Annotated in this window: 26 protein-coding genes; 17 read left to right on the top strand and 9 right to left on the bottom strand. The window is 68.7% G+C overall.

Annotation, left to right across the window (positions count from 1 at the left end; translation table 11 throughout):
• Positions 1 to 95 precede the first annotated feature (95 nt).
• Positions 96 to 1,604, bottom strand: a complete 1,509-nt coding sequence (locus OU415_RS27715; protein ID WP_270952277.1) for an AbgT family transporter — start codon at positions 1,602 to 1,604, stop codon at positions 96 to 98.
• A 178-nt stretch (positions 1,605 to 1,782) separates the two neighbouring features.
• On the opposite strand from OU415_RS27715, the gene OU415_RS27720 reads away from it, so the two are divergent.
• Complete coding sequence (locus tag OU415_RS27720; RefSeq protein WP_270952244.1) at positions 1,783 to 2,802, top strand: Lrp/AsnC family transcriptional regulator; 1,020 nt, start codon at positions 1,783 to 1,785, stop codon at positions 2,800 to 2,802.
• Between the two features lie 61 nt (positions 2,803 to 2,863).
• Here OU415_RS27720 and OU415_RS27725 read toward each other — a convergent pair whose 3' ends face one another.
• The gene (locus OU415_RS27725; protein ID WP_270952245.1) at positions 2,864 to 3,934 is read right to left on the bottom strand and encodes a DUF418 domain-containing protein; all 1,071 of its coding nucleotides are present in this window, start codon (positions 3,932 to 3,934) and stop codon (positions 2,864 to 2,866) included.
• A gap of 385 nt (positions 3,935 to 4,319) precedes the next feature.
• Here OU415_RS27725 and OU415_RS27730 point away from each other — a divergent pair, with 385 nt between their 5' ends.
• A complete protein-coding gene (locus tag OU415_RS27730) occupies positions 4,320 to 5,582 on the top strand; it encodes a cytochrome P450 (protein ID WP_270952246.1) in 1,263 nt (420 codons plus the stop codon).
• Positions 5,583 to 5,588: 6 nt separating this feature from the next.
• On the opposite strand, the gene OU415_RS27735 is transcribed toward OU415_RS27730, so the two are convergent.
• On the bottom strand, positions 5,589 to 6,929 hold the full coding sequence (locus OU415_RS27735) for a DUF3100 domain-containing protein (RefSeq protein WP_270952247.1): 1,341 nt from the start codon (positions 6,927 to 6,929) through the stop codon (positions 5,589 to 5,591).
• Between the two features lie 230 nt (positions 6,930 to 7,159).
• Here OU415_RS27735 and OU415_RS27740 point away from each other — a divergent pair, with 230 nt between their 5' ends.
• The 5 genes from OU415_RS27740 (at position 7,160) to OU415_RS27760 (ending at position 12,883) form a co-directional block, all read left to right on the top strand.
• The gene (locus OU415_RS27740) at positions 7,160 to 8,623 is read left to right on the top strand and encodes a chlorohydrolase family protein (protein WP_270952248.1); all 1,464 of its coding nucleotides are present in this window, start codon (positions 7,160 to 7,162) and stop codon (positions 8,621 to 8,623) included.
• Positions 8,624 to 8,805: 182 nt separating this feature from the next.
• Positions 8,806 to 10,014: an amidohydrolase gene (locus OU415_RS27745; RefSeq protein WP_270952249.1), complete on the top strand. Its 1,209-nt coding sequence runs from the start codon at positions 8,806 to 8,808 to the stop codon at positions 10,012 to 10,014.
• A gap of 151 nt (positions 10,015 to 10,165) precedes the next feature.
• Positions 10,166 to 10,516 (top strand): VOC family protein, encoded by a 351-nt coding sequence (locus OU415_RS27750; protein ID WP_270952250.1) that lies wholly within the window; start codon positions 10,166 to 10,168, stop codon positions 10,514 to 10,516.
• Positions 10,517 to 10,607: 91 nt separating this feature from the next.
• On the top strand, positions 10,608 to 11,228 hold the full coding sequence (locus OU415_RS27755; protein ID WP_270952251.1) for a TetR/AcrR family transcriptional regulator: 621 nt from the start codon (positions 10,608 to 10,610) through the stop codon (positions 11,226 to 11,228).
• Positions 11,225 to 12,883: an FAD-binding dehydrogenase gene (locus OU415_RS27760; protein ID WP_270952252.1), complete on the top strand. Its 1,659-nt coding sequence runs from the start codon at positions 11,225 to 11,227 to the stop codon at positions 12,881 to 12,883. The genes OU415_RS27755 and OU415_RS27760 overlap by 4 nt, the downstream gene beginning before the upstream one ends.
• A gap of 131 nt (positions 12,884 to 13,014) precedes the next feature.
• Here OU415_RS27760 and OU415_RS27765 read toward each other — a convergent pair whose 3' ends face one another.
• Together OU415_RS27765 and OU415_RS27770 are read right to left on the bottom strand one after the other, a co-directional pair.
• Complete coding sequence (locus OU415_RS27765) at positions 13,015 to 13,365, bottom strand: antibiotic biosynthesis monooxygenase family protein (protein WP_270952253.1); 351 nt, start codon at positions 13,363 to 13,365, stop codon at positions 13,015 to 13,017.
• Between the two features lie 142 nt (positions 13,366 to 13,507).
• The gene (locus OU415_RS27770; RefSeq protein WP_270952254.1) at positions 13,508 to 13,954 is read right to left on the bottom strand and encodes a DUF1772 domain-containing protein; all 447 of its coding nucleotides are present in this window, start codon (positions 13,952 to 13,954) and stop codon (positions 13,508 to 13,510) included.
• A 90-nt stretch (positions 13,955 to 14,044) separates the two neighbouring features.
• Between OU415_RS27770 and OU415_RS27775 the strand changes: the two genes are divergently transcribed.
• Complete coding sequence (locus tag OU415_RS27775; RefSeq protein WP_270952255.1) at positions 14,045 to 14,623, top strand: TetR/AcrR family transcriptional regulator; 579 nt, start codon at positions 14,045 to 14,047, stop codon at positions 14,621 to 14,623.
• Between the two features lie 33 nt (positions 14,624 to 14,656).
• On the opposite strand, the gene OU415_RS27780 is transcribed toward OU415_RS27775, so the two are convergent.
• Together OU415_RS27780 and OU415_RS27785 are read right to left on the bottom strand one after the other, a co-directional pair.
• Entirely contained in the window at positions 14,657 to 16,039 is a 1,383-nt protein-coding gene (locus OU415_RS27780) for an MFS transporter (protein WP_270952256.1), read from the bottom strand.
• Between the two features lie 85 nt (positions 16,040 to 16,124).
• The gene (locus OU415_RS27785) at positions 16,125 to 16,571 is read right to left on the bottom strand and encodes an Rrf2 family transcriptional regulator (protein WP_270952257.1); all 447 of its coding nucleotides are present in this window, start codon (positions 16,569 to 16,571) and stop codon (positions 16,125 to 16,127) included.
• Positions 16,572 to 16,768: 197 nt separating this feature from the next.
• On the opposite strand from OU415_RS27785, the gene OU415_RS27790 reads away from it, so the two are divergent.
• A complete protein-coding gene (locus OU415_RS27790; protein ID WP_270952258.1) occupies positions 16,769 to 17,296 on the top strand; it encodes a DUF3558 family protein in 528 nt (175 codons plus the stop codon).
• 55 nt (positions 17,297 to 17,351) lie between these two features.
• Here the strand turns inward: OU415_RS27790 and OU415_RS27795 are convergent, their stop codons facing one another.
• Positions 17,352 to 17,615 carry a hypothetical protein gene (locus OU415_RS27795; RefSeq protein ID WP_270952259.1) on the bottom strand — a complete coding sequence of 88 codons (264 nt, stop codon included), beginning with the start codon at positions 17,613 to 17,615 and terminating at the stop codon, positions 17,352 to 17,354.
• A 134-nt stretch (positions 17,616 to 17,749) separates the two neighbouring features.
• On the opposite strand from OU415_RS27795, the gene OU415_RS27800 reads away from it, so the two are divergent.
• The 8 genes from OU415_RS27800 (at position 17,750) to OU415_RS27835 (ending at position 24,285) form a co-directional block, all read left to right on the top strand.
• Positions 17,750 to 18,607 (top strand): helix-turn-helix domain-containing protein, encoded by an 858-nt coding sequence (locus OU415_RS27800; protein ID WP_270952260.1) that lies wholly within the window; start codon positions 17,750 to 17,752, stop codon positions 18,605 to 18,607.
• Between the two features lie 10 nt (positions 18,608 to 18,617).
• On the top strand, positions 18,618 to 18,878 hold the full coding sequence (locus OU415_RS27805) for a DUF397 domain-containing protein (protein WP_270952261.1): 261 nt from the start codon (positions 18,618 to 18,620) through the stop codon (positions 18,876 to 18,878).
• A 105-nt stretch (positions 18,879 to 18,983) separates the two neighbouring features.
• Positions 18,984 to 19,439: a hypothetical protein gene (locus tag OU415_RS27810; protein WP_270952262.1), complete on the top strand. Its 456-nt coding sequence runs from the start codon at positions 18,984 to 18,986 to the stop codon at positions 19,437 to 19,439.
• On the top strand, positions 19,436 to 19,963 hold the full coding sequence (locus OU415_RS27815; RefSeq protein ID WP_270952263.1) for a DUF3558 family protein: 528 nt from the start codon (positions 19,436 to 19,438) through the stop codon (positions 19,961 to 19,963). Before OU415_RS27810 ends, OU415_RS27815 begins: the two co-directional genes overlap by 4 nt.
• A 258-nt stretch (positions 19,964 to 20,221) precedes the next feature.
• Entirely contained in the window at positions 20,222 to 21,523 is a 1,302-nt protein-coding gene (locus tag OU415_RS27820; protein ID WP_270952279.1) for a PPE domain-containing protein, read from the top strand.
• Between the two features lie 72 nt (positions 21,524 to 21,595).
• On the top strand, positions 21,596 to 22,423 hold the full coding sequence (locus OU415_RS27825; protein ID WP_270952264.1) for an ESX secretion-associated protein EspG: 828 nt from the start codon (positions 21,596 to 21,598) through the stop codon (positions 22,421 to 22,423).
• A gap of 93 nt (positions 22,424 to 22,516) precedes the next feature.
• Complete coding sequence (locus OU415_RS27830; protein ID WP_270952265.1) at positions 22,517 to 23,662, top strand: GAF domain-containing sensor histidine kinase; 1,146 nt, start codon at positions 22,517 to 22,519, stop codon at positions 23,660 to 23,662.
• Complete coding sequence (locus OU415_RS27835; protein ID WP_270952266.1) at positions 23,659 to 24,285, top strand: response regulator; 627 nt, start codon at positions 23,659 to 23,661, stop codon at positions 24,283 to 24,285. Before OU415_RS27830 ends, OU415_RS27835 begins: the two co-directional genes overlap by 4 nt.
• A 582-nt stretch (positions 24,286 to 24,867) precedes the next feature.
• On the opposite strand, the gene OU415_RS27840 is transcribed toward OU415_RS27835, so the two are convergent.
• Positions 24,868 to 25,410 carry a CGNR zinc finger domain-containing protein gene (locus OU415_RS27840; RefSeq protein WP_270952267.1) on the bottom strand — a complete coding sequence of 181 codons (543 nt, stop codon included), beginning with the start codon at positions 25,408 to 25,410 and terminating at the stop codon, positions 24,868 to 24,870.
• Positions 25,411 to 25,416 lie beyond the last annotated feature (6 nt).

Here is a 25,416-nt window from a genome sequence, read left to right on the forward strand (position 1 = left end):
TCTCAGGACCTCCGCCGCCCGACGTGTCGTGCGGCAGCTTTGTCTGCAACTGCCAGGACATTCCGCTACTTGCGCAAGACGAGTGCGGTGGCTCGTCAGCGCACCGGGGCGCCTGGGCCCAACGGGATGCCGAGGGCCCACCAGGCCATGAAGAAGAGCGTCCAGGTGACCAGGACCGCGAAGGAGATCGGCAGCGTCATCGACATCAGGGTGCCGATGCCAGCTTCCTTGCGGTAGCGCTGCAGCATTCCCAGCGCCATCGCGAAGTACGGGCTCATCGGGGTGATCAGGTTGGTCGCCGAGTCCGCGATCCGGTAGACCGCCTGCGTCGTCTCCGGGCTCACGTCGAGCAGCATCAGCATCGGCACCACGATCGGCCCGACCAGCGCCCACTGCGCGGAACCGCTGGTGATCACCATGTTGATGCAGGTGACCAGCACGATCAGGCCGAGGAACAGCACCAGCGGGTGCACGTTCGCCGACTTCAGCAGCGCCGCACCGTGGATGGCGAGCACCTCGCCCATGTGGGTCCACTTGAAGAACGCCAGGAACTGCGAGGCCGCGAAGAACAGCACCACCACCGGGGCCAGGTCGATCACGCCCTTGGCCATCGCGGCGGGGATCTCGCGGGCGGTGGACAGGCTGCCGGTCGTGCGGCCGTACACCGCGCCGGTCAGCAGGAAGACCGCTCCGAGCAGGTAGGCGACACCGGTGATGAGCGGCGAGTTGAGGATTCCGCCGTCCTCGCCGCGGAACGGCGAGCCGGACGGCGCCAGCGCCACCACCAGCAGCACCAGCACGGCCAGCAGGGTGAGACCGGCGTTGCGCAGGCCGCGCCGTTCCACCGCGCTGAGCTGCATCTCGCCGAGCTGCTCGTCCAGTCCGTCGCCGTCGGCGTGCATGCCCTCGGTGCGCTTGGTGAGCACGAACTCGGTGACCAGCGTGATCACCACGGCCAGGAAGAGCGCCGAGCCGATCGAGAAGAAGTAGTTGGCCAGCGGCGTGACCACGTAGTTCGGGTCGATGAAGTGGGCCGCGGAGGTGGTCAGCCCGGCCAGGATCGCGTCGGTCGGGGTGAGCAGCAGCGAGGCGTTGTACCCGGCGGAGATCGAGCCGAACGCGACCACCAGACCCAGGATCGGGCTGCGGCCGACGGCCTTGAACACCAGCGCACCCAGCGGGATCAGCACCACGTACGCGGCGTCGGAGGCGACGCTGCCGCTGATGCCGACCAGCGCGACGACGAACGTCAGGTACTTCGCAGGCACGCGGGTGACGCTGCCGCGCAGCATCGCGTTGAGCATGCCGCTCTGCTCGGCGACCGAGACGCCCAGCATCACGGTGATGATCAGCGCCAGCGGCGGGAACTTGGCGAAGTTCTCCACCGCGTCGCCGAAGATCGTGCTCATCCCGTCGGCGGTCAGCAGGCTCTTGACCTCGATGGTCTTGCCGTCCACCGGGGACACCGCGGAAGCGCCGAGGGCGTTGAGCACCGCGCTGAGCGCGATCACCAGGAGCGCCATCAGCGTGAACAGCCAGAACGGGTGGGGCAGCTTGTTCCCGAAGCGTTCGACGCCGCGCAGGAAGCCCAGCAGCAGCGACATCGACCGGGTGGGACGCGCGTTCTCCGTGTTGGTCAACCGAGCTCCTAGTGATCCGATCCGGCCACCTGGGCCGATGGCGGCCATTGAAATCGGGCATGGAGCAATCTGTCAATAGCGAACGTTGTGGTGGTGTATCTATTCGGTTAAGGAGCGAAGGATGGGCGTACTATCACTGGTTGTGAATGGCGACTTCGCGTTGGACGACCTCGACCTGGACCTGGTGTCCGCGTTGCAGGAGGCGCCGCGCGCGCCGATCAACGCGCTGGCCGATGCGGTGGGCAGCTCGCCGACCACCGTGGGACGGCGGTTGCAGCGCATGCACGCCGAGCAGGTGCTGCGGGTGATCGGCCAGCTGGACTGGACGCTGGTCTCCGACACCCACCCCCGGCACGTCTGGATCACCACCGCGCCCGGTCGCCTGCAGGACGTCGCCCGCCAGGTCGCCGAGATCCCCGAAGCCCAGTACGTCGCGATGGCCACCGGACGCGCCGACGTGTACTGCACCGTCCGGCCGTTGGGGCGGGATTCGGTGAAGGACCTGCTGACCCAGCGCCTCCCGTCGGTGCCGGGCGTGGTGTCGACCCAGTCCGACCTGGTGCTCAAGCCGTTCGGCCGGGCCGAGGCCTGGCGCATCGATCGCCTCGACGCTGCCCAGCGCGCCGTCCTCGACCCGTACCGCATCGAGGCGCAGGAATCGGTTGCGCCGCAAGCACTTTCCGGTCAGGAGTGGGAGGCCACCAGGCTGCTGCACGCCGATGCGCGGCTGACGTCGAGCGACCTGTCCCGGGCGCTGGGCGTCAGCCAGTCCACCGCGCACCGGCTGATCGCCGGGCTCTTGGAGCGGCAGGTCGTCCGCCCCCGCGTGGAGGTGGAGCCCGGGTTGCTGGGCTTCCACCTCGAGGTGGCGCTGTCTCTGTCGACCGAGCCCGGCTCGACCGAGGAGGTCGGGCAAGCGCTGGGGCGGCACCCGTCCGCCCGCTACGTCTCGATGGTGGCGGGCAACGCGACGGTGATCCACCAGGGCGTGTTCCGCGGTGAGGAGCACCTCGCCGACTTTCTGTCCCACGACCTGGCGGTACTGCCCGGCATCCGCTCGGTGGAGGTTTCGGTCGTGCTGGACGTCCTGCGCCGCTACTGGATCAACCGCTCCGGGCACCGGCTGGGACAAGGCGGCTTCCCACTTAACCCCCGGTGCTGAATCGCTTTGAACCGCAACGGGATCTGATGTCGTCGTTGGGTGAGTCCGGCACCGGGGTCGGTCACCTGGCCGATGGTCGGGGCTTGCGGAACGGGACGATGCTCCACCAGGTCGCGCAGCGCCAGACCCACTCCATCGGGCCGTACTGGAAGCGGGCCAGCCACCAGCGGCTCCAGAGGATCTGGACCAGGGTGATCCCGGCGGCCAGCACGAAGAGCAAGCCCCACTCGGCGGAGTCGTACATGCCGAGCAGGCTGCCGAACGCGATGGTCAGCAGCGTCGCGGTGACGTAGTTCGTCAGCGCCATCTTCCCGAGCGGTTCGAGGACCGGGGACAGCACTCGGCGGGCCGGGGTGCGCAGCAGCAGGAGCAGGCCGGTGGAGTAGGCGATCGCCATGAACAGGCCGGCCGCCGAAGGCACGGAGCTGGCCCACGCCGTCTCCAGGTCCATCGGCCACTGCATCGCCAGGAACACGGCCGAGGCGGCGGTGGAGATCCCGAACGCAGCGGCGATCTGCTTGCCGCGCTCCTGCAGCGTGGCGAAGACCCCGGACTGCGCGAGCCCGAAGCCGGCCAGCAGCAGCCCCGGGACCAGCATTATGCCGCCGCTGCCGAGCGCGAGGACCGCGGTGATCATGGCGGCACCGATCGGGAGGTTGGCCCACCACGGCAGGAAGCTCATCGGCAGCAGCACGAGAAGCCCGAAGATCGCGTAGGGCAGCAGCGCCTCACCTGGCTGCAGGAGCTGGTGCAGCGCACCGAAGCCGGCGAGCACCAGCAGGCGGCGCAGGAGCACGACCCGAGGACGGGCCGTGCGCTGTCCCGCGCCGGCCAGGAAGATCCCGAACCCGACGCCGAACAGCAGCGAGAAGATGGGGAAGAACCGCTCCTGGACGAACAGGTCGAACGCGTGCGGTACCGGCAGCTCCGCGAAGTCGGCGGTCCTGGTCAGGCGCAAGATCGGTGGGATGTTGACCAGGAGGATCCCGCACAGCGCGAGGCCTCGGAGCGCGTCGAGCTCGCCGATGCGCCGGCTGCCGGACGTGGCGGGCAGCCGGACAGTGGGCGCCTCGGGAATGCGGACCGTCGGTGCGTCGACCGGAGCGTGGGAGTTGGAGATCGGGAAGTTCACGCAATCGATTCTGGCCGGGCCGCACCGCGCTGCAACACGACTCATCGGCTCGCCGGCATCGGTCGATCGGCCGGGCTTCGGTACGCGCGTACTCGGCCGATCGACCGAGACGATCTGGCTCATCGGTCGGTATCCACCGCGTCCCGCGAGGGCGTCCGAGCGTGCGCCGGCCGCATCCTTTCGTTGCGCTGCCTGGGATTTCGCGCCGTTGGTGCGAAGTGGACTGCTCCGAGCTCCGAATATTGCACTTGGCAGCGATCGATCAGGGCGAGGTAGAGTAGCGGGCCACCGCGTCGATCATCGACACAGCGCGGAACCGCCGATCCGGCCGGGGAACCGGGGGCGGTTGATTCGGAACGCCAAAGTTCGATGGGGGTTTGTCACAGTGGGACGCCTTCGGTCCACGATCACCGGGTTGTTCGCTCGGTTATACCTCGCGCGCGCCCGCCGGAAGGGGCTGAGCTCGGTCCTGCCGGCGGCCGCGCTGATGCCGCTGCAGCGGACCGGACTCGACCCCGTCCCAGCGCTGGGCGAGGTCCGCGAGCGGGAGCCGATCAGCCGCTTGGACCTGCCGTTCGCGGCCAACGTCTGGCTGGTCACCGGCTACGACGAGGCGAAGGCGGTGCTCGGCGACGCGGGGCGGTTCAGCAACGACTTCACCAACCTCGTCGGGTACGCGGGCGTCACCGCCGAGGACAACCCCGGTGGTCTCGGGTTCACCGATCCGCCGGCGCACACCCGGCTGCGGCGCCTGCTGACGCCCGAGTTCACCATGCGGCGGCTGGCCCGGTTGACCCCGGAGATCGAGGCGATCGTGCAGGAGCGGCTGGACGTGATGGCGGCCGCGGACCAGCCGGTCGACCTGGTGACCGAGTTCGCGGTGCCGATCCCGTCGCTGGTGATCAGCGAGCTGCTCGGCGTTCCCTACGGCGACCGCGAGGAGTTCCAGCAGCTCAGCGTGGCGCGGTTCGACGTCTTCGACGGCGTGGGCGCGTCGCTGGGTGCGATGTCGCAGTCGATGGAGTACCTGCACGGCGTCGTGCGCAGGCAGCGCGAAGAGCCGGGGGAGGGGCTGCTGGGCGCGCTGATCCGGGACCACGGCGACGAGGTCAGCGACCGGGAGCTGGCCGAACTCGCCGACGGCGTGCTCACCGGCGGCTTCGAGACCACGGCGAGCATGCTCGCGCTGGGCGCGCTGGTGCTGCTCGAGGACCGGGAACTGCTGGAGCGAGTCCGCGACGACGACGAGGTGGTGCCAGGTCTGGTCGAGGAGCTGCTGCGCTACCTCACCGTCGTGCAGGTGGCGTTCCCCCGGTTCGCCCGGGAGGACGTCGAGGTCGCCGGGGTCCGGATCGAGCGGGGCGACGTCGTGCTGTGCTCGTTGAGCGGTGCGGACCGGGATGACGTGCTCGGGCCGGGGATGGAGGCCTTCGACGCCGATCGTCGGCCGACGTCCCACCTGGCCTTCGGGCACGGCCTGCACCGCTGCATCGGTGCCGAGCTGGCCCGCATGGAGCTGCGCGCGGCCTACCCGGCGCTGGTGCGCCGGTTCCCGGACATCCGGCTGGCGGTGCCCGCCGCGGAGCTGGAGTTCCGGAAGGCCTCGATCGTCTACGGCCTGGATTCCCTGCCCGTGCACGTCAAATGACCCGGTTCAGAGGTGCAGCGCGAACTGGCCGAGCGCTGCGGCTGCGAGGAAGGAGGAGGTGTAGGTGACCAGCGCGACCAGCACGACTTTCCAGCTGAGCTGCTTCAGCGCCTGAGCGTCACGGCCCAGCGTGAGCCCGATGAGCGCCAGCCCCGGCAGGCCGATCAGCATCACGTCCAGGTTCTCCATCAGGTGGGAGATCCAGGCGCCGGTCGGCAGGAAGTTGGCCGACAGAAGGGTGCCGATGCCGAGCACGAACACGCTGCCCGGGATCATGGGCAGCAGCTTCCCGAGCGCCACTGCGATGCGGACGATCACGAGCAGCACGACGACGCCGATCACGTCCTCGACCCGGAACGACCAGGTGCCGAGCGCGCTGCTGAGCAGCCCGACCGCTCCGACGACGAGGTAGCTCAGCAGCTCGACGAGCGGGGTGACCCGAGCGACGGGGTCGTGCGCGACTTCCAGCACCGTTTCCTCGGCGGATTCGGCGGCGGTCTCCTTCGTCTTGGCGTGGACGCGCTGGCCGTTGTCGTCGCGGCCGAACAGGCGGCTCCAGAAGGAGTAGAGGCGGCGGCACAGCGGCAGCGCGAGGAATACCCCGGAGTAGAAACCGACGATGTTCGTGACGAGGTTGGACAGCGCGGCCAGCGCAGCGATCTCGGCGGCCTGGTCCGGGTAGAGCAGCGACAGGGCGCCGACACCGCCGAGCATCATCGACCCGGACCCCAGGCCGAGGCCGAGCGCGAGCGCCAGCGGGTGGAGGATGCCCAGGCTGCCGGTGAACCCGGCCAGCAGCGAGATGTAGAGCGCGCCGAAGACCGTGCCGACCAGCCAGACCGAGAAGACACCGCGGTATTCCGGGGAGCGGACGCCGAAGCGCTCGATGGCGAAGGCCAGGTACGACTCGCGGTCGATGGACCAGGTGGCGCCGATCGAGGCACGTCCGATGCCCAGCACCACCGCGACCGGCAGCGCGATGACCACCGTGCCGAAGATGTGCCCGATCTCCTGCAGCAGGATCGCCGGGCCCAGGTTCTGGAACTTCGCCAGCGAGGGCCCGATCTCGGTGCCGAGCTTGGCCAGGAACAGCAGGATGCTGATCTCCAGCAGCACGGTGGACACCGCGCGGGTGGCGCCGGAGACCGGGCGCCAGCGCTGGACGCCGATCGCCGCGCCGATCAGCACCGCCCAGATGATCGGGAACAGCGCGATGGCGGCGGGGCCGAGGTCGAACTTGTGCTTGCCGATCAGCACTGCGACGACGGAGACGGCGGTGGACAGCGCGATCGAGGTCGCCCAGTGGGCCCGGGTGATCTTCGCGGGCGCTTCGGTGCCTTGGTCCATGGCATCCTCCGGCGGTGTGACCAATTCGGTATACCGGCGGGAGCGTAGCGGGTTGCTGCAGAAGTGTGGTTGGCATTCGCAAATACTTGTCTATACATGCTTTTCAACCGGACATTTCGCGATTCAGCGCACGCCACCACGGATCGACCGCGCTTCGATGGATGAGAATTTGGTATGCCAAATGGTAGGGTCGGTGCCGCGGGCGAAGGTCCTGCCGGAGGAGGTTCTCGATGCGCACTCGCTGGCGCGCCAGCCACGTCCTCGCCCACCAGGACGGGCACCACGCGCTGCTGCGCGGCGGTGAGGTCGTCTGGGAGGACGACGTCATCGTCCACGTCGGACAGCACTACGACGGCCACGTGGACGTCGACCTGGATCTGGGCGACTCCCTGGTGCTGCCGGGGCTGATCGACCTCGACGCGCTCACCGACATCGACCACCTGGTGCTCGACTCGTGGACGACCCCCGAGCGCGCCGACGGGCTCCAGTGGTCGCTGGACTACTTCCAGAACCGCCGCCGCGACGTGTTCACCCCGCAGGAGCGGGCGACGATCCGCGAGTACGCCCTGGTGCAGCTGGCCCTGCACGGCATCACCACCTACATGCCGATCGCCTCGGAGATCCACAGCTCGTGGGCCGAACCGCTCGACGAGCTGGTCGGCATGGCGGAGACCTCGCGCCGGATCGGCCTGCGCGGCTACCTCGGCCCGGCGTACCGCTCGGGCGTCAACGTCGCGCCGCCGGGAGGCGGGCGCGACGTGGCCTTCGACGAGGAGCGCGGCCGGGAAGGCCTGCGCGACGCGGTCCGGTTCCTGGACCACGCCGCCGAGCTGTCCGACCCGCTGGTCACCGGTGTTCTCCTGCCGTGCCGGATCGAGACGCTCACCGAACAGCTCATGCGCGAAACCGCCGACATCGCACGGCAGCGAGACGTCCTCGTGCGCCTGCACAGCCTGCAAGGCCTGTTGGAGCGGGAACTCGTGCAGCGGCAGCACGGCGCCACGCCGCTGGAGATGCTGGACCGCACCGGCCTGCTCGGAACCCGACTGCTCGTCCCGCACGGCCTGGTGGTCGACCGGCATCCCCAGGTGCACGGCGAGGACCGCGGCGACCTGGCGACGCTGGCCGAAGCCGGGGTGTCGATCGTGCACTGCCCGCAGACGTCCCTGCGCTACGGGGCGGTGCTGCGGTCCTTCGGCGCGTACAAGCAGGCCGGGATCAACCTGTGCCTGGGCACGGATTCCTTCCCGCCGGACCTGATCCGCGGCATGGACCTCGGCGTGCACATCGCCAAGGTCCTGGACGGCCGGATGGACGCCGCTCCCGCTGAGGACTACCTCGACGCGGCGACTCTCGGCGGTGCACGAGCTCTCGGGCGCAGCGACCTCGGCCGGCTGGAACCCGGTGCGCAGGCGGACCTGGCGGCCTTCCGCATCGACGACATCCGCGACGGCGTCCTCGACGACCCGGTGCGAACGTTCCTGCTCAACGGGACCGCCCGCCAGGCAACGCATTCGGTGGTCGCGGGCAACCCGGTGCTCTCGGACTCCCAGATCCCCGGCGTCGACCTAGAAGACCTCCGCGCCCGGGCCCAGGGGCTCTTCGAGAAGATGCGCGCCGCCTACTCCGAGCGAGACCTCCTCCGCCGTCCGGCTGCGGAGCTGTTCCCGCCCACCTACCCGGATTTCACCTGATCCACCTCGTGAGCGGCGATGGTCGTAAGAGCAACCATCGCCACTCACGTGGAACCGCAGTTTCAATTGAAACTGCGAATCGCCGTGGGTGGAGTCCGCAGTTTCAATTGAAACTGCGCCCCTGCTGAACGCGCGATGACCGGGCTCGGTGGAATCGCGAGACGATGCACAACGGAGGCGAAATGCTGATCACCAATGTCCGTCCGTGGGGCGGTCCGCTCGCGGAGATCGTGGTCGAGGACGGCCGGATCACCGCCGTCAAGCCACTCGAGTCCGAAGTGGACACCCAGGGCGCGGATGTCGTCGACGGGCGCGGACGCCTCGCGCTGCCGTCGTTCTCCGACGTGCACTGCCACCTGGACTCGACCCGGATCGGCCTGCCGTTCCGCCCGCACACCGGCGGCCAGGGCGTCTGGGAAATGGTGATGAACGACCGCGAGAACTGGCGCAACGACGAGTGGACCGTGTCCGAGCGCGCGACCCACACGCTCGGCCGGATCATCGCCAACGGCACCACGCGCGTCCGCAGCTACGCGCAGATCGACGCCGACTGCCGCTTGGAGCGCTTCGAAGGCGTGCTCGCCGCCAAGGAAGCCCACAAGGACCGCGCCGACGTGGAGGTCATCGCGTTTCCGCAGGCAGGCGTGCTGCTGGAGCAGGGAGTCCCGGAACTCCTCGAGGAGGCGCTGTCCTCCGGCGCCGCGGTGGTCGGCGGCATCGACCCCTGCACGCTGGACCGCGACCCGGTCCGCCACCTGGACATCCTGTTCGGCCTGGCCGAGAAGCACCAGGCGCCGATCGACTTCCACCTGCACGAGCCGGGCCACCTCGGCGTGTACTCGGTCGACCTGATCCTGGAGCGCGTGCGCGCGCTGGGCATGACCGGCAAGGCCAGCATCTCGCACGCCTACGACCTCGGCAGCGTCTCGGAGTCCACCACCAACCGGCTGATCGAGGAGTTCGCCGAGCTGGACGTCTCGATGACCACGGTCGCCCCCGCGCAGCACCACTCGCTGCCGCTCACCGACCTGACGGCAGCCGGCGTCCGCATCGGCCTCGGCGAGGACGGCCAGCGCGACTACTGGGGTCCGTACGGCAACGCCGACATGCTCGACCGGACCTGGCAGCTGGCCTTCACCAACGGTTTCCGCGCCGACGAGCTCGTCGAGCACGCCGTCGCGGTGGCCACCCGAGGTGGTGCGGCGATCCTCGACCGCGACCTGCCGCGCCTGACCTCGACGGCGGACCGCCCCGGCCTGGACGCCGGCGACCAGGCGGACATCCTGCTGGTGGACGGCGAAACGGTGACCTCGGCGGTGATGGACCGCGGCACGGACCGCACGGTCATCCACAACGGCCGAGTGGTGGCCGAAACCGGCGAGCTGAGCTGACAACCCGCCCCAGAACGTCGGTTCTGCCCAGGACTGGCCAGGTGTTCACGCCAGGGGAAGTGCCAGTTCCGGGCGGAACCGACCCCCACCTCGTGCGCCGATCTTCCATTCGTACAAGGCGGTGGGGGAGCGGGGCGGCGAGGATGGGGCAATGGTCAGTCGAATCATTCCCTACCTCGTCGGTGATGCCGCCGCGGTCAAGGACTTCTACGTCGACGTGCTCGGGCTCGAGGTGGCGATGGAGGACCCGGTGCTCTGCCTGCGGTCACCGGAGAACCCGTCGGCCCAGGTCATCGTCTCGCCGCCGGGCATGGAGAACCCCGAACCCCGCTTCGGCATCGACCTCGGCGAACCGGCAGCCGTCGACGCGGCCCACGCCGAAGCGCAACGCCGGGGCCTGCGCGTCGTCTACCCGCTCACGAACGAGCCCTGGGGCGTGCGCCGCTTCTTCGTCGAAGACGCCACCGGCGCGGTGATCAACGTCCTCGCCCACCTGCCCTGACCCCGTCCGCCGCAACGTCGCTGTTCCGAGGCCTTTCGATACGCCGGTGCATCCGATACGGTCATGCATCCGGCGATCGGGAGGTTCGGCTGTGGTCGGGCAGGTGCGGGTGACCAGGCGGCGGGGGCGGACCCGGCAGCGGTTGCTCGATGCCGCGCTGGTCGTGTTCGCCGCCGAGGGGTTCGGCAGGTCGACGATCGAGCAGGTCTGCGATCGGGCCGGGTACACCCGCGGCGCCTTCTACTCCAACTTCGCTTCGCTGGAGGAGCTGTTCCTCGCGATGTGGGAGCAGCACTCGCAGCGGATGCTCGCCGAGGTCCGGGCAGCGGTCGACGCCGCGCGGACGGCCGGGGTCGACGACGTCCGGTCGGCGGTCGAGCGGTTGCTCGAAGCCACGCCGGTGGACGACGACTGGTACCGGATCACCGCCGAGTTCAGCGCGCACGCGCTGCGGAATCCGGCGTTGCGGCGGGTCGTGGTGGCCCGCGAGGAAGCGATCGCGGCGGCGATCGTGCCCGGGGTCGAGGCGCTGCTCGACCGGGTCGGGCGGAAGGTCCCGGACCCGGTCGCGCTCGGGCAGGCGCTGATCGCCGTGCACGACGGAACCGCCGTGCAGTGCTTGATGGAACCCGACGACCCGGCCGTGCGGCAGCGCCGGGTCGAGCTGTTCGAGCGGGTCGTGCTGGCCTACAGCGTGGAGGGCGAAGGATGAGCGAACCGGACGTGATCGTGGTCGGCGCCGGGCTGGCCGGGTTGGTGGCGACCTACGAGCTGGTGCAGGCCGGCCGCCGGGTGGTCGTCGTCGACCAGGAGAACCGAGCCAACCTGGGCGGGCAGGCGTTCTGGTCGCTCGGCGGGTTGTTCCTGGTCAACAGCCCGGAGCAGCGCCGGCTGGGGGTGCGCGACTCCTACGAGCTGGCGATGCAGGACTGGCTCGGTTCGGCCGGTTTCGACCGCGACGACGAGGACCACTGGGGCCGCCAGTGGGCGCGCGCCTACGTGCACTTCGCGGCCACCGAGAAGCGCAAGTACCTGCACGACCTCGGGTTGCGGCTGACTCCGCTGGTCGGCTGGGCCGAGCGCGGTGGCGGGGTCGCGGGCGGGCACGGCAACTCGGTGCCCCGCTTCCACCTCACCTGGGGAACCGGTCCCGAGGTGGTGCGGGTGTTCGCCGAACCGGTGCTGGCGGCGGAGAAGCGCGGGCTGGTCCGGTTCGAGTTCCGCCACCAGGTCGACGAGCTCGTCGTCGAGGACGGCGCGGTGGTGGGCGTGCGCGGCACCGTGCTGGAGCCGTCGGAGGCCGACCGCGGGGTGGCGTCGTCGCGCGAAGCGGTGGGCGATTTCGAGCTGCGGGCGAAGGCTGTCGTCGTCTCCTCCGGCGGGATCGGGCACAACCACGAGCTGATCCGGGCGAACTGGCCGGTGGAACGGCTGGGACCGTGCCCGGAGACGATGATCTCCGGCGTTCCCGCGCACGTGGACGGGCGGATGATCGGGATCACCGAGTCCGCAGGCGGGCGCATCGTCAACCGGGACCGGATGTGGCACTACACCGAGGGAATCCACAACTGGGACCCGATCTGGCCGGACCACGCGATCCGGATCATCCCCGGCCCGTCGTCGCTGTGGTTCGACGCGACCGGCAAGCGGATGGCGGCGCCGAACTTCCCCGGCTTCGACACCAACCGGACCATGCGGGAAATCCTGTCCACCGGCTACGACTACTCGTGGTTCGTGCTCACCCAGTCGATCCTGGAGAAGGAGTTCAGCCTCTCCGGATCCGAGCAGAACCCGGACATCACCGGCAAGGACCTCAAGTTCACCCTCGCCAGCCGTCTCGCGAAGGGCGCGCCGGGACCGGTGGACGCGTTCAAGAACAAGGGCGTGGACTTCGTCGTCGCGGACAACCTGCGCGAACTCGTGGACGGCATGAACGCGATCGCCCGCGGCCCGCAGCTCGACCACGACGCCATCAAGCAGCAGATCGTCGCGCGGGACCGCGAGGTCACGCAGAAGTACGCCAAGGACTTCCAGCTGATGGCGGTGGCCAACGCGCGCCGCTACCTCGGCGACAAGGTGTCGCGGGTGGCCAAGCCGCACCGCATCCTCGATCCCTCGCACGGCCCGCTGATCGCGGTCCGCCTGAACGTCCTGACCCGCAAAACCCTCGGCGGAGTCCAGACGAACCTGGATTCGCAGGTGATCGGCCCGGACGGAGCCCCGCTGCCCGGCCTGTACGCGGCGGGCGAGGTGGCCGGCTTCGGCGGAGGCGGAGTGCACGGCTACAACGCGCTGGAAGGAACCTTCCTCGGCGGCTGCATCTTCTCCGGCCGAGCCGCAGGACGAGCCCTGGCCCGAAGCCTCTGACATTCCGCCGATCGGGTTCGACGGACCAGCTCGAGGGTGGATCAGAAGCCGGGATCCCCTGTGGTTTCAAGGAATTTGGCAATCCTGCCAGCGGTCAGGACGACCGCTGGCAGGCCTCTGCAGCTGGTGTGTCACAGGTCGATCTGCTCGAAGATGTGCGGGTACGACACGATGTCGTCGGGGGACTCGGCAGCCATGCGCTGGAACTCCGGGCGGCCGAACGCCGTGGCGAGTGCCTCGGTCGACTCCCAGACCGCGACGTTCATCAGAAGTCGACTGCCCGCTGTTCCCCTGTGCATCTGCAGGGAGACGAATCCCGGCTGAGCCTTCATGAACTCCGCCTGCCTCCGGAAGAGGGACAGGAACTCCTCAGTCCTCTCCTCCGGAACGAAGAAGGTGTTGGCCAGGACGATGGGGCCGGTCTTCTCCTTGAACTGCGCGAAAATCGGCGTATTCGGGTCCAGGCTCTGCAGCTCGGCCATCTTCGGTACTTCCTCTCACTATCGGTTGTTCCACCGAGGCCGGCCGTACTGGATCCGGCGACGCTCACGTGTGGCACGAGGGGATCTGACGGACGCTCAAGGGGCATCGCTGGCGCCCGGGGCGTGGTGCCGGCCCGCGGGCTCAGGCGAGGGCGGCGACCAGCAGGGCGAACGCGGCGATGATGATGGCGACGCGGACGTAGTGGTAGCGGTCCCAGCGGTTCATCTGCTCCTTCCAGTCCGCGGGCCGGTTCTCGGGGGTCCACGTCTTGCCCCGGTTGTTGATCGGGACGAGCAGCAGCAGCGACATGATGATGCTCGTGATCAGCAGCGCGGCGGCGATGACGACGAGGCCGGTGCCTGGCTGATGCCATCCGGCGATGGCCCAGACCGCGCTCAGGACGAGTGAGCCGATGTACCAGACCGGCATGGCGGCGCCGAGCATCCGGCCGCCGTGGCTTCGGCCGCGTTGATTGCTGTCGTCGGGGAGTGCGTTGAAGATCGGGTTCAGGACGAAGGCGACGGAGAACTCCACCCCCACCATCAGGCCGACGACCACGACTGTGACGACCTCGAGCGTGCTGAGCATGTTGCCCCTCCAGGAATCTAGTGCTGCTAGATGATGAAGCAACGCTAGCGCTGCTGCTGCTCTTTTGTCTAGCGGTGCTAGGATCGAGGTATGTCGGTACAGGAACGCAAGGAGCGCGAACGGGCGGACCGCGAACGCCTCATCTTGGCGACGGCCCGCGAACTCGCCGAGCAGCAGGGCTGGGACGCGGTCACCACCCGCCGGCTCGCCGAGCGCATCGAATACAGCCAACCCGTTCTCTACAGCCATTTCCGCGGCAAGCGCGAGATCATCGGCGCCGTGGCCCTCGAAGGCGCCGCCGAGCTGGCCGCGGCGCTGCGGGCCGCGACCTCCGCCGCGGACGGCCGGCGCGCCCGGGTCGCCGCCCTCGCCCGCGCTTACCTCGACTTCGCCGCACGCAACCCGGCGGTCTACGACGCCATATTCCAGCTCGACGGCGGCCTGGCGTTCGCGCAGGAGGACACCCCGGAACCTCTGAAGGATGCCTTCGCTGCTCTGCTGGAGAGCCTCGAAGAGGTCGCCGGTGACGGTGTCCATCCGGGGCTGTTCACCGAGGTGTTCTGGGCGTCCCTGCACGGGCTGGCGACCCTGACCCGGGCGGGACGGCAGCCGCCGGAGCACACCGAGCGGAGGATGGAGCTGCTGGTGGACCGGCTCGCCGTTCTCTGACGCACCATCCCGGATCACGACCCGATGCGCGCTCTAGTGCGCTTCGTGGTGCGCCGGGCGCATCCGGAACGCGGTGATCAGGGCGAGCACGACGACGACCGCCATCACCAAGAAGACCTCGGAGAATGCTGCTGCGGCTCCGACGGTTTGCTGCCGCGCGGCCACCAGTACGGCGAACAGGGCAGGTCCGGTGCCGGCGCCGAGGAACTGGGCGCCCTGGAGGATCCCGAGGCCGATCCCGACCTGCTCGGACGGCAGTGCGCTCGCCGCAGCGCTGATGATCGGGGTGAGCACGAGGATGAAACCGACGCTCAACCCGAGGATCCCGGCCGCGATCGGCACCACCGACGTCGTCGCGGTGGCGAGGAAAAGCGCGGACGCCGCCATGATCGCGAGGCCCACCACGACGAGCGGCCTCGTGCCGATGCGGTCGGCGAGGCGGCCGATCAGCGGGGAGAGGACGGCGACGGAGATCCCGGCCGGGATCATCACCAGGGCGCCGATTCCCGGTTCCAGGCCGTTGACGTCGACGATCAGCAGCGGCACGAAGACCAGACCGCCGAGGTTGACGGCCATGGCCAGGAAGGTGACGAGCACGGCGATCCGGTAGACGCGGTTGGCGAACAGCGCGGGCGGGACGAACGGGTTCGCCACGTGCACAGTGCGCCAGCCGAAGAGCGCGATCGCCGCAGCAGCCACCAGGAAGCTGCCCCACGACGAGGGTGCGGTGAGCCCGGCGACCTGCGCCTGAGTCGCGCCGAAGAGCAGAAGCCCGGACCCGACGCCCAGGAAGATGCCGCCGAGCAGGTCGAACCGGCTCGCGCCTTCCGGAACATCGCCCGGCAGCACGCGTCGCGCCGCGGGAAGCAGTACCAGCACCGCCACGACCATGACCCAGAACAGCGCGCGCCAGCCGAGGAACTGGCCGATACCACCGCCCAGCGCAGGTCCGGCGGCAGCGCCGACGCCGGCGGCCGCGGAGAGGGCGCCGATCCCGGTCCCGCGCCGGTCGGCCGGGATGAGCCGGGTGATGGCGACCATCGACAGCACCGGTACCGCCGCCGCGCCGATCCCCATGGCGATCCGGCCGAGCACGAGGACGAGCAGATCCGGTGCGAGCGCGCAGATCAGGCTTCCGGCCGCGTAGGCCAGCAGGGCGAAGGTGAACAGCTGCCGCAGGCCCACCCGGTCGGAAGTGCGGCCGTAGAAGGGGATTCCGACCGCGAACACCAGCAGGAATCCGGTGACGACCCAGGCGAGTTCGGCCTCGGAAGCCCCGAACTCCGCGCCGATCGACGGGAGCATGAGGTTGACCATGTCGCTGGCGATGACCGTGACGAGCAGAGCGGGCAGGAGCACCGCCAGCAGGCCCACCCCCGATGGCGCCCGCTCGGTCGGGGTCGACGTGGTTGTCATTCCGCGTTCCTCCATTTGACTGCAACCAATGTGGTTGCAGTTTGGGTGTGAAAACGGCGGAGGGAGCGCCTCCGCCACTGCTCGACTACCGGGCCGATCGCCCGATCTTGCGTTCGATGGTCAGCACCTGCTGGACCAGGTCGGCGATGGTCGTCTGGCTGAGCCGTTCCTCCATCGCCCGCTCTGCGTCCTGGAACTCGGCTTCGAGCAGGGCCTGCATGTTGCGCCCGACCTCGCACGCATCGCTGGGCGGGTGGGGGTGCCGCGACAGGACGGGCCCGGCCTCGACGGCGGTGTACGCGTCGTGCAGCGTGATCTCGCGCGCGGCGCGCGCCAAGAGCCAGCCGCCGCCGCGCCCCTCGGTGGATCGCACCAGGTCCGCGTCCCGCAGGCTGCCGAGGATTCGCCGCACCAGCACCGGATTGCTCGCCAGGCTGTCGGCGATCTCCGCGGAGGTCAGCGACTTGTCGCTCCAGCGCGCCAACATGGTGAGCGCGTGGATGGCGACCGCGCTCCTGCTGCTGAGGCCCACTCCGCTCCCTCCGATCGAACTGCAACGAACGTAGTTGCAGTTCGATGAGGTGTCAATTCGGTGATCACCGAACGGCTGCCCGCTGTGCAAGCCCTCACGGTCCGCAGCCGGGCGGTTCTGATCGAACCCGGTCCGCCGCCAAGCCGAGGCCGACTATCTTGCAGCTGACAAACGGGACATTCAGAGGGGATCCAGGCGTGAATGTGTTGTCGCGAGCTGTGTTTGCCGCGTGCGCCAGTGCGGTGGCGCTGACGGTAGCGGGTTGTGGTGGTCCCACTCAGGGCGGAGACCCCGCTTCTGAGGCGCAGTCACAGAAAGGGCTTGCTGCGGTCGACCCTTGTGAGCTTTTGGCCCCCGAGCAGCTCAAGTCATTTGGGTTCAATGGTCCAGGTGAGCCAACGTCGATCGTTCCGTCGCAGCCTGGCTGTGCTTTCAAGGGCGAGCCATTTAGTATCACCGTCTTCAAGAACGAGGAAGAGACTGTTGAGTCTCTGGGGCGGCAAGAAGGAACCTGGGCGAAGTTCGACCGCCTTGAGGTTGATGGCCGTCCAGCGGCGAGTGGTATTTCTAGCGGGTCCACGCGGGCCCGAATTTGTTCGGCGATGTTCAACGCTGGCGGCGGCGTGATCATCCTGACGGTTCAGGAATTTCGTGATCAAGGCCTTGACGAGTGCGCTGAGGGATTGAAGGTCGCTGAGGCTGTTGCGCCGAAGCTGCCGAAGTAGCTAGGGCTTTGCCCAGGGCGCCAGTATCAAGGTGCCCTGGGTCAGCTCCGCGTGGTCAAACCCAGACGAGGTGCAGGTTCGCGCGGCGCGACAAGCGGTTCAGTGCGGCTTCGGGCGACTGGAAGCTGGCGCGCAGCTGGCCGGAAGCGCTGACGACGTCGGTGCTCTCTTCGAAGGCCATGCCCCAGTACTCGACGTGTCCGTCCTGCTGATCGCCGACTTCCTCGCACAACGCGAACACTCGAGGAGCGTTCTCCCGAGCGAGCTCTTCGAGGGCGGACATGAACTCCTCCCGGCTCCACGACGACAGCTCCGACATAACAACCTCCCTGTGATCGAGCGTGATCTTGCTAACAGGTTAATTGCTAACGGTTAGCCATCACAGAGCACGATTGGGTGGTTGCCGGTTGTGATCGTCGACCGTGCAGACTTGTGGCCGAACAGGAGGCAAGCGTGGCGACCAGAACAGACCCCGCATCATTGCGACGCAGGATCGGCGCGCGATTGCGGCACTTTCGCTCTCAGGCTGGGAAGACGACCAACGAGGCTGCGGAGGAGCTTGGCTGTTCGCGGGGCAAGATCAGTCAGATGGAGGCCGGCATGTACCGGCTTCAGCATCGAGACGTCCGTGACCTGCTCCGCTTCTACGGTGCGTCGGAGTCGGAAGTGGAGATCGCCGTCGAGCAGGCGAAACGTTCTGCGGAGCCCAGCTGGTGGGCGCCCTATGCCGACGTCGTCGAGGACTGGTTCGCGTTCTTCCTCGGTTCGGAGGGGGAAGCTGTTCGTGAGTTCAACTACGAGCAGCTTGTGGTTCCTGGTCTGCTTCAGACGAATGACTACGCGGCTGCGTTGACCAAGGCGAGTCGGAGTGTTTCCGCGGAAAACCAGGCGAAGGTGACCAGTCTTCGACTGGAGCGTCAGCGGCGCGTTGTCGAGCAGAACTCGTTGAAGCTCGACGTCGTGGTCGAGGAAGGCGTGTTGCGGCGGCCCATCGGCGGTTGGGAAGTCCTGCGGGCGCAGCTCACGCACATGCTGGAGATGTCGAAACTTCCGCATGTCGGTGTGCAGGTGATCCCGGCGAGCGTGGGCGCACACTCCGGGATGGATGGCAAGTTCGTCTTGCTGGAGTTCGAAGACTTCAGTCCCGGTGTCTTCCTGGAAGGACACCCTGTCTTGGGTGCTCGCTACGACGTGGAGGATCCCGTGCTGATTGACACCTATTCGTCAATCGCGAATGCTCTTCGCGAAGAAGCGTTGAGCCAGAGCGAATCCGCGAGGTTCATCGAAGGTGTGCTTGCTGGCCTGCCGTGAGGAGTGACCGGTGCGTGAGTTACCCGCAGTCCGCTGGCGAAAGTCGAGCAGGAGCATGAACCAGGGAGCCTGCGTCGAGGTCGCTTTTGTTGACCAGCGGGCGCTCGCGGAGTGGCGTAAGAGCAGCTACAGCGACGACGGGGCCGACTGCGTTGAGGTCGCTGGTGGCGATGGGGTTGTGGCGGCTCGGGACTCGAAGGATCCGGGTGGGCCGGTGCTGGTGTTCTCGCAGGCCAGGTGGGCGGCGTTCCTTGCCGGTCTGAACGGGTGACGTGCTGACTATCACGTGATCATCTTTCGGGTTTCGCTGCGGGCGGGTTGTCGGGTTCGTTAGGTTCACCTTCGGTCGATCGATCGGTGCCGGAGGGGGCTACGGATGGCTGACGCGCAGATGTCGGGTGACCTGGGGGCGATTGGCGCGGCGGGCGCCGCCATGGGCTTCGCCGGCGCTGGCGCGAAGCTGGACGCGATCAAGGGCGAGAACGACAAGCTGGGGCAGCAGATCTCGTCCGGTCAGCTCAAGATGAACCCGGAAGCCGCCAACAAGGCGGCCAAGGTCTACCGAGGCAAGATGGACGAGGTAGACCGCCTGATCCAGAAGGCTGCGGACCTCGTGCGTCTCGAGGGTTTCGGTGACTATAGCTCCGCTCAGGAGCTCAGGGGCAAGTTCGTCATGAAGGCCAAAAATGGGTCGACAGGTGCGTTTGACCTGCTTACTGGCCTGCGCGATGAGCTCAAGCGCAAGGCGGAGCTCTTCGAGCAAGCGGCGAAGGACTATGTTGCGACGGACGAGCAGATCAGCGAGGACTTGCAGAGGGGTAGTCAGGCGTGAGGGCATTGTCTCGAGCTGCGATCGCGGCGGTCGCGGGTGCAGCCATTCTTTCCACGGCAAGCTGTGGTGCCGGGGCGCCGGGGAACGGGGATAAGGACGAGGAAGGTTCTGCGAGCGGCCTCGCGCAGGTGGATCCGTGCACGATGGTGCCCACGGACGTGCTGGCATCCTTTGGCCTTCGGGGACCTGGTGACCCGGACAGCAACGGTGCCTCGGAACCTGGTTGCTACTTCGCGGGGGATCCGATTTCCGGCACGTTCTACAAGAACCAGGAGATGACCGTCGCCACCTACGGCGATAAGCCGGGTATTTGGGAGCGATACGACCGTAAGCAGGTTGATGGCCGTGCCGCTGCCAGTGGGGTTGCAACCGGGGCGGGCGACACAGGAGTTTGCACGACCTTGTTCGATGCAGGCGGTGGCGTGATCATCTTGACCGTTAGCAATAAGGGCGAGGCCAGCATCGATTCCTGCGCTGAGGGTCTGAAGATCGCTGAGAAGATCGCGCCGGGATTGCCGAAGTGACCTGGGGGAATGATGGGGTTTCTGGAGTGGGCCGGCGAAGTCGGTAGCGCCGTCGGCGGCGCTGTAGTCGACGGCGTCAAGACCGTGGGTAACGCGGTTGCGGAAGGTGCTGGTCAGGTCTACGACGCTGGTGCTGATCTCTTCGGCTATGACTCTCGGGCGGAGATCGCGCGGCAGAATGCTGCTGAGCAAGCGCAGAAAGACAATGCGCAGCTGCGTGCGGAGCTTGAGCGTGAGAACCGTGGTCTGACGCGCGGGATGGACGTCGACCCCACTTCGATCACCCAGCAGGAGAACTGGCAGGCCTACGGCCACCAAGAACTCTACGAAACCAACCAGCGGTCCTTGGACCAGGGCAAAACCGCTGAAGCGGCGAATGGTTGGCGAGAGATCGCAGAGAAGCTTCGGACTCTGGGACCGGAGCTTCAGCAGGAATCTAGCTCGGCGATTCAAGGTGGTTGGGAAGGCGAGGCCGCTGATGCCGCCAACCAGTCCTCCGAGCCGCTGGTTCAGTGGATGTCCGACAGCGGGGACGCTTTTCAGGCCACCGGGAACAAGATCGAGGAAGCTGGGTCTGCTGCTGGGCAGGTCAAGCTGATGGTGCCTGAGCCCGAGGGGCAGCACTACGGGCGCAGCTTTGCGATGGGCGTGGCCAGCCCCATTGCTGGCGGGGTTGACCAGGTCGCTCAGATGAAGGAGCGGCAGCAGGCCGAGCGGGCTGCTCAGGAGACCATGGGTCGTGTCCTGACCCCCACCTACTCCAATGTGGACAGCTCTGTTCCGGCGTTCCGGGATCTCGACGGCAAGCCCGCGACTCCTCCGCCGCCACCGCCTCCGCCGCCACCTCCGCCGATCAGCCCGCCCCAGGTCGCTCCGCCCCGCACCGGGGGCGGCGGCGACTACAGCGGGGGTGGTCCCGGGGGTGGGGGCGTTCCTGGTGGTGGCGACATCTCCGGTGGCGGCCCCGGCGGTTCCGGCGGCGGGTCCGGTTCGGGGACGACTCCGGCCGGGACCGGTTCGGCGTGGACGCCCAGCCATCCGAACGGGCCGGGCGGCGGCGCGTGGCCTGGTGGTCCCGGTGTCGGTCGCGGCCCCGGCAGTGATCCGACCGGCGGCGGTATGGGCTTCATGCCCGGCCCGGGCATGGGCGGTCCGGGTGGCGGCGGTGCCGGTGGCGGCTTGGGGCGGCCCGGCGGCGTCGGCGCTGGTGGTGCCGGTGGTGCTGGCGGCGGTAAGCCCGGCGGCATGGGTGCTGGCCGACTCGGTGCGGGCGCCGGAGCCGGTGCTGGCGCTGGTGGTCTCGGCGCCGGTGGTCGTGCTGGTGCCGGTGCGCTCGGTGCGGGCGGCGCTGCCGGCGTTGGCGCTGGTGGTGGAGCCGCCGGCGCTGCTGGTGCGGGTGCCGGCGGTCGTGGCGGCATGGGCGCTGGTGCTGCCGGTGCCGGTCAGCGCGGGCAGGGCAGCGAGGACCAGGAGCACGACCGTCCCAGCTGGCTCGAGGAGCAGGACGACGTCTGGCTCGACGACATGCCCAAGACCGCGCCGCCCGTTTTCGGCGCCTGATCAAACCGTTCGTGAGCGGCGATGGTCGTGATAACCACCATCGCCGCTCACGAGATATCTGGGGGAGGACGCGTGGCCCTCGTCGGCCGCTGGCAACTGCACCCGCTGCACCTGTACCTGGTGCGCCGGTACCTCGAACTCGACGACCTGACGCTGCCGCTGGAAGGGCAGGCCTACGGCCGCACCCTCCAGCAGCTCAGCGAGGTCGCGCAGCGCGAAGCACCCACCATGGCGTCGCTGGGCATCCTCGTCGACAACGAGGTCGAGCCGGGCTTGGCGCAGGCGCTGAAGGTGCTCACCAAGCCGTACTTGTGGGTCGACTCGCTGTGGTTCCCGGACTTCGAGAGCGATCACTCCTGGCGCGCGGTCGCCGCGATCACCGAAGGCCAGCGCGTCGTGCTCGGCGTGCAGGGGCCCGGCGAGACCGAGCGCTACGGCGGTCCGCTGACCGTCGAGGTGCACGACAAGGCGCCGTTGCCGCAGGTCCTGCTGCCCACGTTCCCGCCCGCGCCGCCCGGGAACCGGGGTGCGGTCCGGGTGCCGGTGGAGTCGTTCCGCCCGCAGGCACCGGCCGAGGACACGCCGGACAGCCTGATGCAGGAGGTCACCGAGTCCCGCGGCAGCAGCGGTGACCGGCAGGTCGCGGCCTACCAGGAGATCGGGCAGGCCGAGCACGTGCGCGGCGGGCAGATCGCGGCCAACATGCGCGACCAGCACGGTCGCGTGCGGCGGTCGGAAGTGCTGCGCTGGTTCGACAACGCCGAACCTGACGGCCGCTACCTCGACTACCGCGAACGCGGCTCGTCCGGTGAACAGCTCTGCGTGCTCGCGCCCGCGGACGCCCGGGCGATTGGCGCGGAGATCGACCAGCTGATCGCGTCGGCGCGAGGTGGCAAGTAGTCCGCTGTGCGGACCCTCACAGTGCACAGTGGATCGTGAAAGTCCCAGCACGGCAGGTAACATCCGGGCGGTTGGGACAACACGGGGGTGCAGGTGGCGCAGCAGCACCGCGCGGAACGCGCAGCCGAGCACGGACGGCGGTTCGAGCACCTGATCGACGAGCACGCCCAAGTCCTCCACCTGCTCGACGACGCGGCTGCGCTGCGCGGCCTGGCGCGGCGGGTCCGGGAGGAGACCGGCGCGCACATCGGCCTGGCTGGTCCGGTCGAGGCCGAGCAGATGCTGGTGCTGCGGCAGTGGAACGGCACCTGGGCGACCGGTCTGCACGACCTGCACGTCGCGATGGGGCGGGGCCTGGGCGGGCTGGCCGCTGCTGAGCGGCGTCCGGTTTGGGTGGCCGACTACTGCGCTTCCGAGCTGATCACCCACGACTTCGACATCCCGATCTCGGCGGACGGCATCAAGACCATGCTCGCGGTGCCGATGGTCCGCGCGGGCCTGGTGCAGGGCGTGGTTTACGCGGCCATGCGGGAAGTTTCGTACTTCGGCGGCAGGCAGCTGGACGCCGCGGTGCACCTCGCCGACAGCGGTGGTCTGGCGCTGCAAACCGCATCGGCGGCGCGTCGCCAGCGGGAGCAAGCGGCTGCGGCCGAGCGGCGGCGCATCGCCGCGGAACTGCACGATTCGGTGGGGGCGCGGCTGTTCCGCATCGGCGCCGAACTCCGCGACCTGCGCACCCACGCCGACTCGGACAGCACCGAGCTGCTGGACCGGTTGGCGTCGTTGGAGGACCAGCTGGCGGAAACGGCGTCGGCGTTCCGCGATTCGGTGCACGCGCTCGACCACGACGAACCGGTGGGCGGGTTGGCCTCGGCCTTGTCCCGCGACTGCGCGGCTTTCCAGCGCCGGACCGGTACCTCGGCGCAGGCCGTCGAGATCGGCCAGATCCCGGACTGCGGCCAGCACCGCACGCGAGTCCTGGTCGCCGCGGCCCGCGAAGCGCTGCTGAACGTGGAGAAGCACGCCGGCGCTCGATCGGTGCTGATCAGCACGATCGCGCTCGACGGCGGGGTCGCGATCTCGGTGGCCGACGACGGGAACGGCTGGTCCGAGCCCGCGGGCAACGGGATCGGCCTGCGCACCACTGCCGACCGCTTGGCCGAGCTCGGCGGCACGCTGTCGGTGGTGGCCAACGAGGACGGTGGCCTGACGGTCAGGATCTGGATCCCGCTGCCGTGAACGAGATCCGACTCGTGGTCGTCGACGACCACCCGGTGGTCGTCGACGGCGTGCGCCTGCTGCTCCGCGACGACCCGACGATCCGCGTGGTCGGCGGCGCGACCGATGCGACCTCGGCGGTCGGCCTGGCGGCCCGGACCAATCCGCACGTGGTCCTGCTCGACCTCCGCTTCCCGGACGCGGTGGCCAGCGAGATGGTCGCCCCGCTGCGCCGAGCGGCCCCGGACGCGCGCATCGTCGTCTTCACCGCCTACCGGGACCACGCTGCCCTGCGCGCCACCCTCGAAGCCGGGGTCGACGGCTGCATCCTCAAGGACGCGGGCGCAACGGACCTGGTCACGGCGGTGCACCAGGCGGCGAACGGCATCGGGATCTTCGACCCGCGCGTGGACGACCGGGCGGCGCCGAGGATGCGTTCCCGCCTCCACGAAACCGGCCTGACCCAACGCGAGTACGACGTCCTCCGCCACGCGGCGGCGGGCCGGACCAACCCGGAGATCGCCGAACAGCTCGGCCTGACCCGCCACACGGTGACCGGATACCTCCGCAACGCGATGCGAAAGCTCAACGCGCGCAACAGGATCGAACTCATCACCAAGGCGGCGAAGTCCGGCCTGCTCTGACCCGTGAGCACTTTGGGTTGTTATAGCGCCCCAAAAGACTCACGGGATCTGACCAGGCCGAACCGCGGGCGGTGCGCCGCTGCCCCCCCCTCATCTGTGGGGGACGGCTCTGCGAGCTGCGTCTCACCCACCCGTTCGTGGAAACGTGCGCAGTGGAGTTCTTGCAGGTCAGAGGGTTTCGCGTAGGTGCAGGTGGTGGTTGCTCGGCGAAACAGGTGGGGAGGGTGGGGGCATGAACAAGACTTCGAACCTGGCGCTGATCGTCGTCGTTGGAGTGGTCGCCGTCGGCCTTCTCGTCCTCGCGGTGAGCATGCAGTGACCACGGCCGCCTTGTGTGGCCCGATTCTTTCGGACGTTGTCCATCGGGACACTCGCTGGCGGGTGCCTGCTGTCGCACGATTGCCGTGAAAGGCGAACGGAGCGATCGGAGGAGGGTCCCGATGTGGGCGTTGTTGCTGATGGAAGCCGCCGTGGCATTCGCGCTGGCGACGTACGCAGTCAGCTGGGTCCGTCGCAACCAGCGCGGCCGGTGCTGACGGATCGTGAGTGCGCAGCGGTGCTCGAACACTGCTGCGCACTTCTCTACGTGCTTGAAGCCCGTTTGCGGGCCCGGTAAGCCGCCGCCTTGACTCGGTTGCCGCACTCCTCCATGCCGCACCAGGTGCGACGCGCTCCGCGCGAGCGGTCGAGGTAGATGCGCGTGCAGTCGGCGCGCCCGCATTCCTTGAGGCAGGCCTGGGGATCGGCGAGTGCCGCGATGCCGCTCCTGGCTATCTGGGAGAGGACGGCGGGGAGATCTCCCGACGTGTGCAGTCCCGCATCGCTGAGTTCGATCGCGGGCGGTGGTTCGGCGGCGGCGTTGTTGACGACTTCGAGGCTGTCCTGGTCGAAGGGACGGCCTAGTACGCGGTCGAGAGCTAGCTGGTAGATCGCTTCCCGCAGGGCCAGCGCGGACTCGAAGCCCGCGGCGTCGGCGGTGACGCGATCGGGGAGCTCGTCGCATTCGGCCACCCATCGTTCGAGGTCACTGGGCGTGGCCAGGGCGTCGTCGGGCGTGTCCCGGCGAGATCCCACTGTTGCGGCCAGGTCCAGGGCCGGGTTGCCGCTCACGAACGCGAAATTCACGTCACC

Source organism: Saccharopolyspora oryzae, from assembly GCF_027853915.1.
In the GTDB taxonomy this organism is placed as follows: domain Bacteria; phylum Actinomycetota; class Actinomycetes; order Mycobacteriales; family Pseudonocardiaceae; genus Saccharopolyspora; species Saccharopolyspora oryzae.

Coding starts and splice junctions, on each gene's coding strand:
- OU415_RS27750 (WP_270952250.1), top strand. CDS start 10,166: ATGGTCAGTCGAATCATTCCCTACCTCGTCGGTGATGCCGCCGCGGTC.
- OU415_RS27735 (WP_270952247.1), bottom strand. CDS start 6,929: ATGGACCAAGGCACCGAAGCGCCCGCGAAGATCACCCGGGCCCACTGG.
- OU415_RS27745 (WP_270952249.1), top strand. CDS start 8,806: ATGCTGATCACCAATGTCCGTCCGTGGGGCGGTCCGCTCGCGGAGATC.
- OU415_RS27810 (WP_270952262.1), top strand. CDS start 18,984: ATGGCTGACGCGCAGATGTCGGGTGACCTGGGGGCGATTGGCGCGGCG.
- OU415_RS27780 (WP_270952256.1), bottom strand. CDS start 16,039: ATGACAACCACGTCGACCCCGACCGAGCGGGCGCCATCGGGGGTGGGC.
- OU415_RS27765 (WP_270952253.1), bottom strand. CDS start 13,365: ATGGCCGAGCTGCAGAGCCTGGACCCGAATACGCCGATTTTCGCGCAG.
- OU415_RS27795 (WP_270952259.1), bottom strand. CDS start 17,615: ATGTCGGAGCTGTCGTCGTGGAGCCGGGAGGAGTTCATGTCCGCCCTC.
- OU415_RS27715 (WP_270952277.1), bottom strand. CDS start 1,604: ATGTCGCTGCTGCTGGGCTTCCTGCGCGGCGTCGAACGCTTCGGGAAC.
- OU415_RS27770 (WP_270952254.1), bottom strand. CDS start 13,954: ATGCTCAGCACGCTCGAGGTCGTCACAGTCGTGGTCGTCGGCCTGATG.
- OU415_RS27740 (WP_270952248.1), top strand. CDS start 7,160: ATGCGCACTCGCTGGCGCGCCAGCCACGTCCTCGCCCACCAGGACGGG.
- OU415_RS27760 (WP_270952252.1), top strand. CDS start 11,225: ATGAGCGAACCGGACGTGATCGTGGTCGGCGCCGGGCTGGCCGGGTTG.
- OU415_RS27820 (WP_270952279.1), top strand. CDS start 20,222: ATGGACGTCGACCCCACTTCGATCACCCAGCAGGAGAACTGGCAGGCC.
- OU415_RS27775 (WP_270952255.1), top strand. CDS start 14,045: ATGTCGGTACAGGAACGCAAGGAGCGCGAACGGGCGGACCGCGAACGC.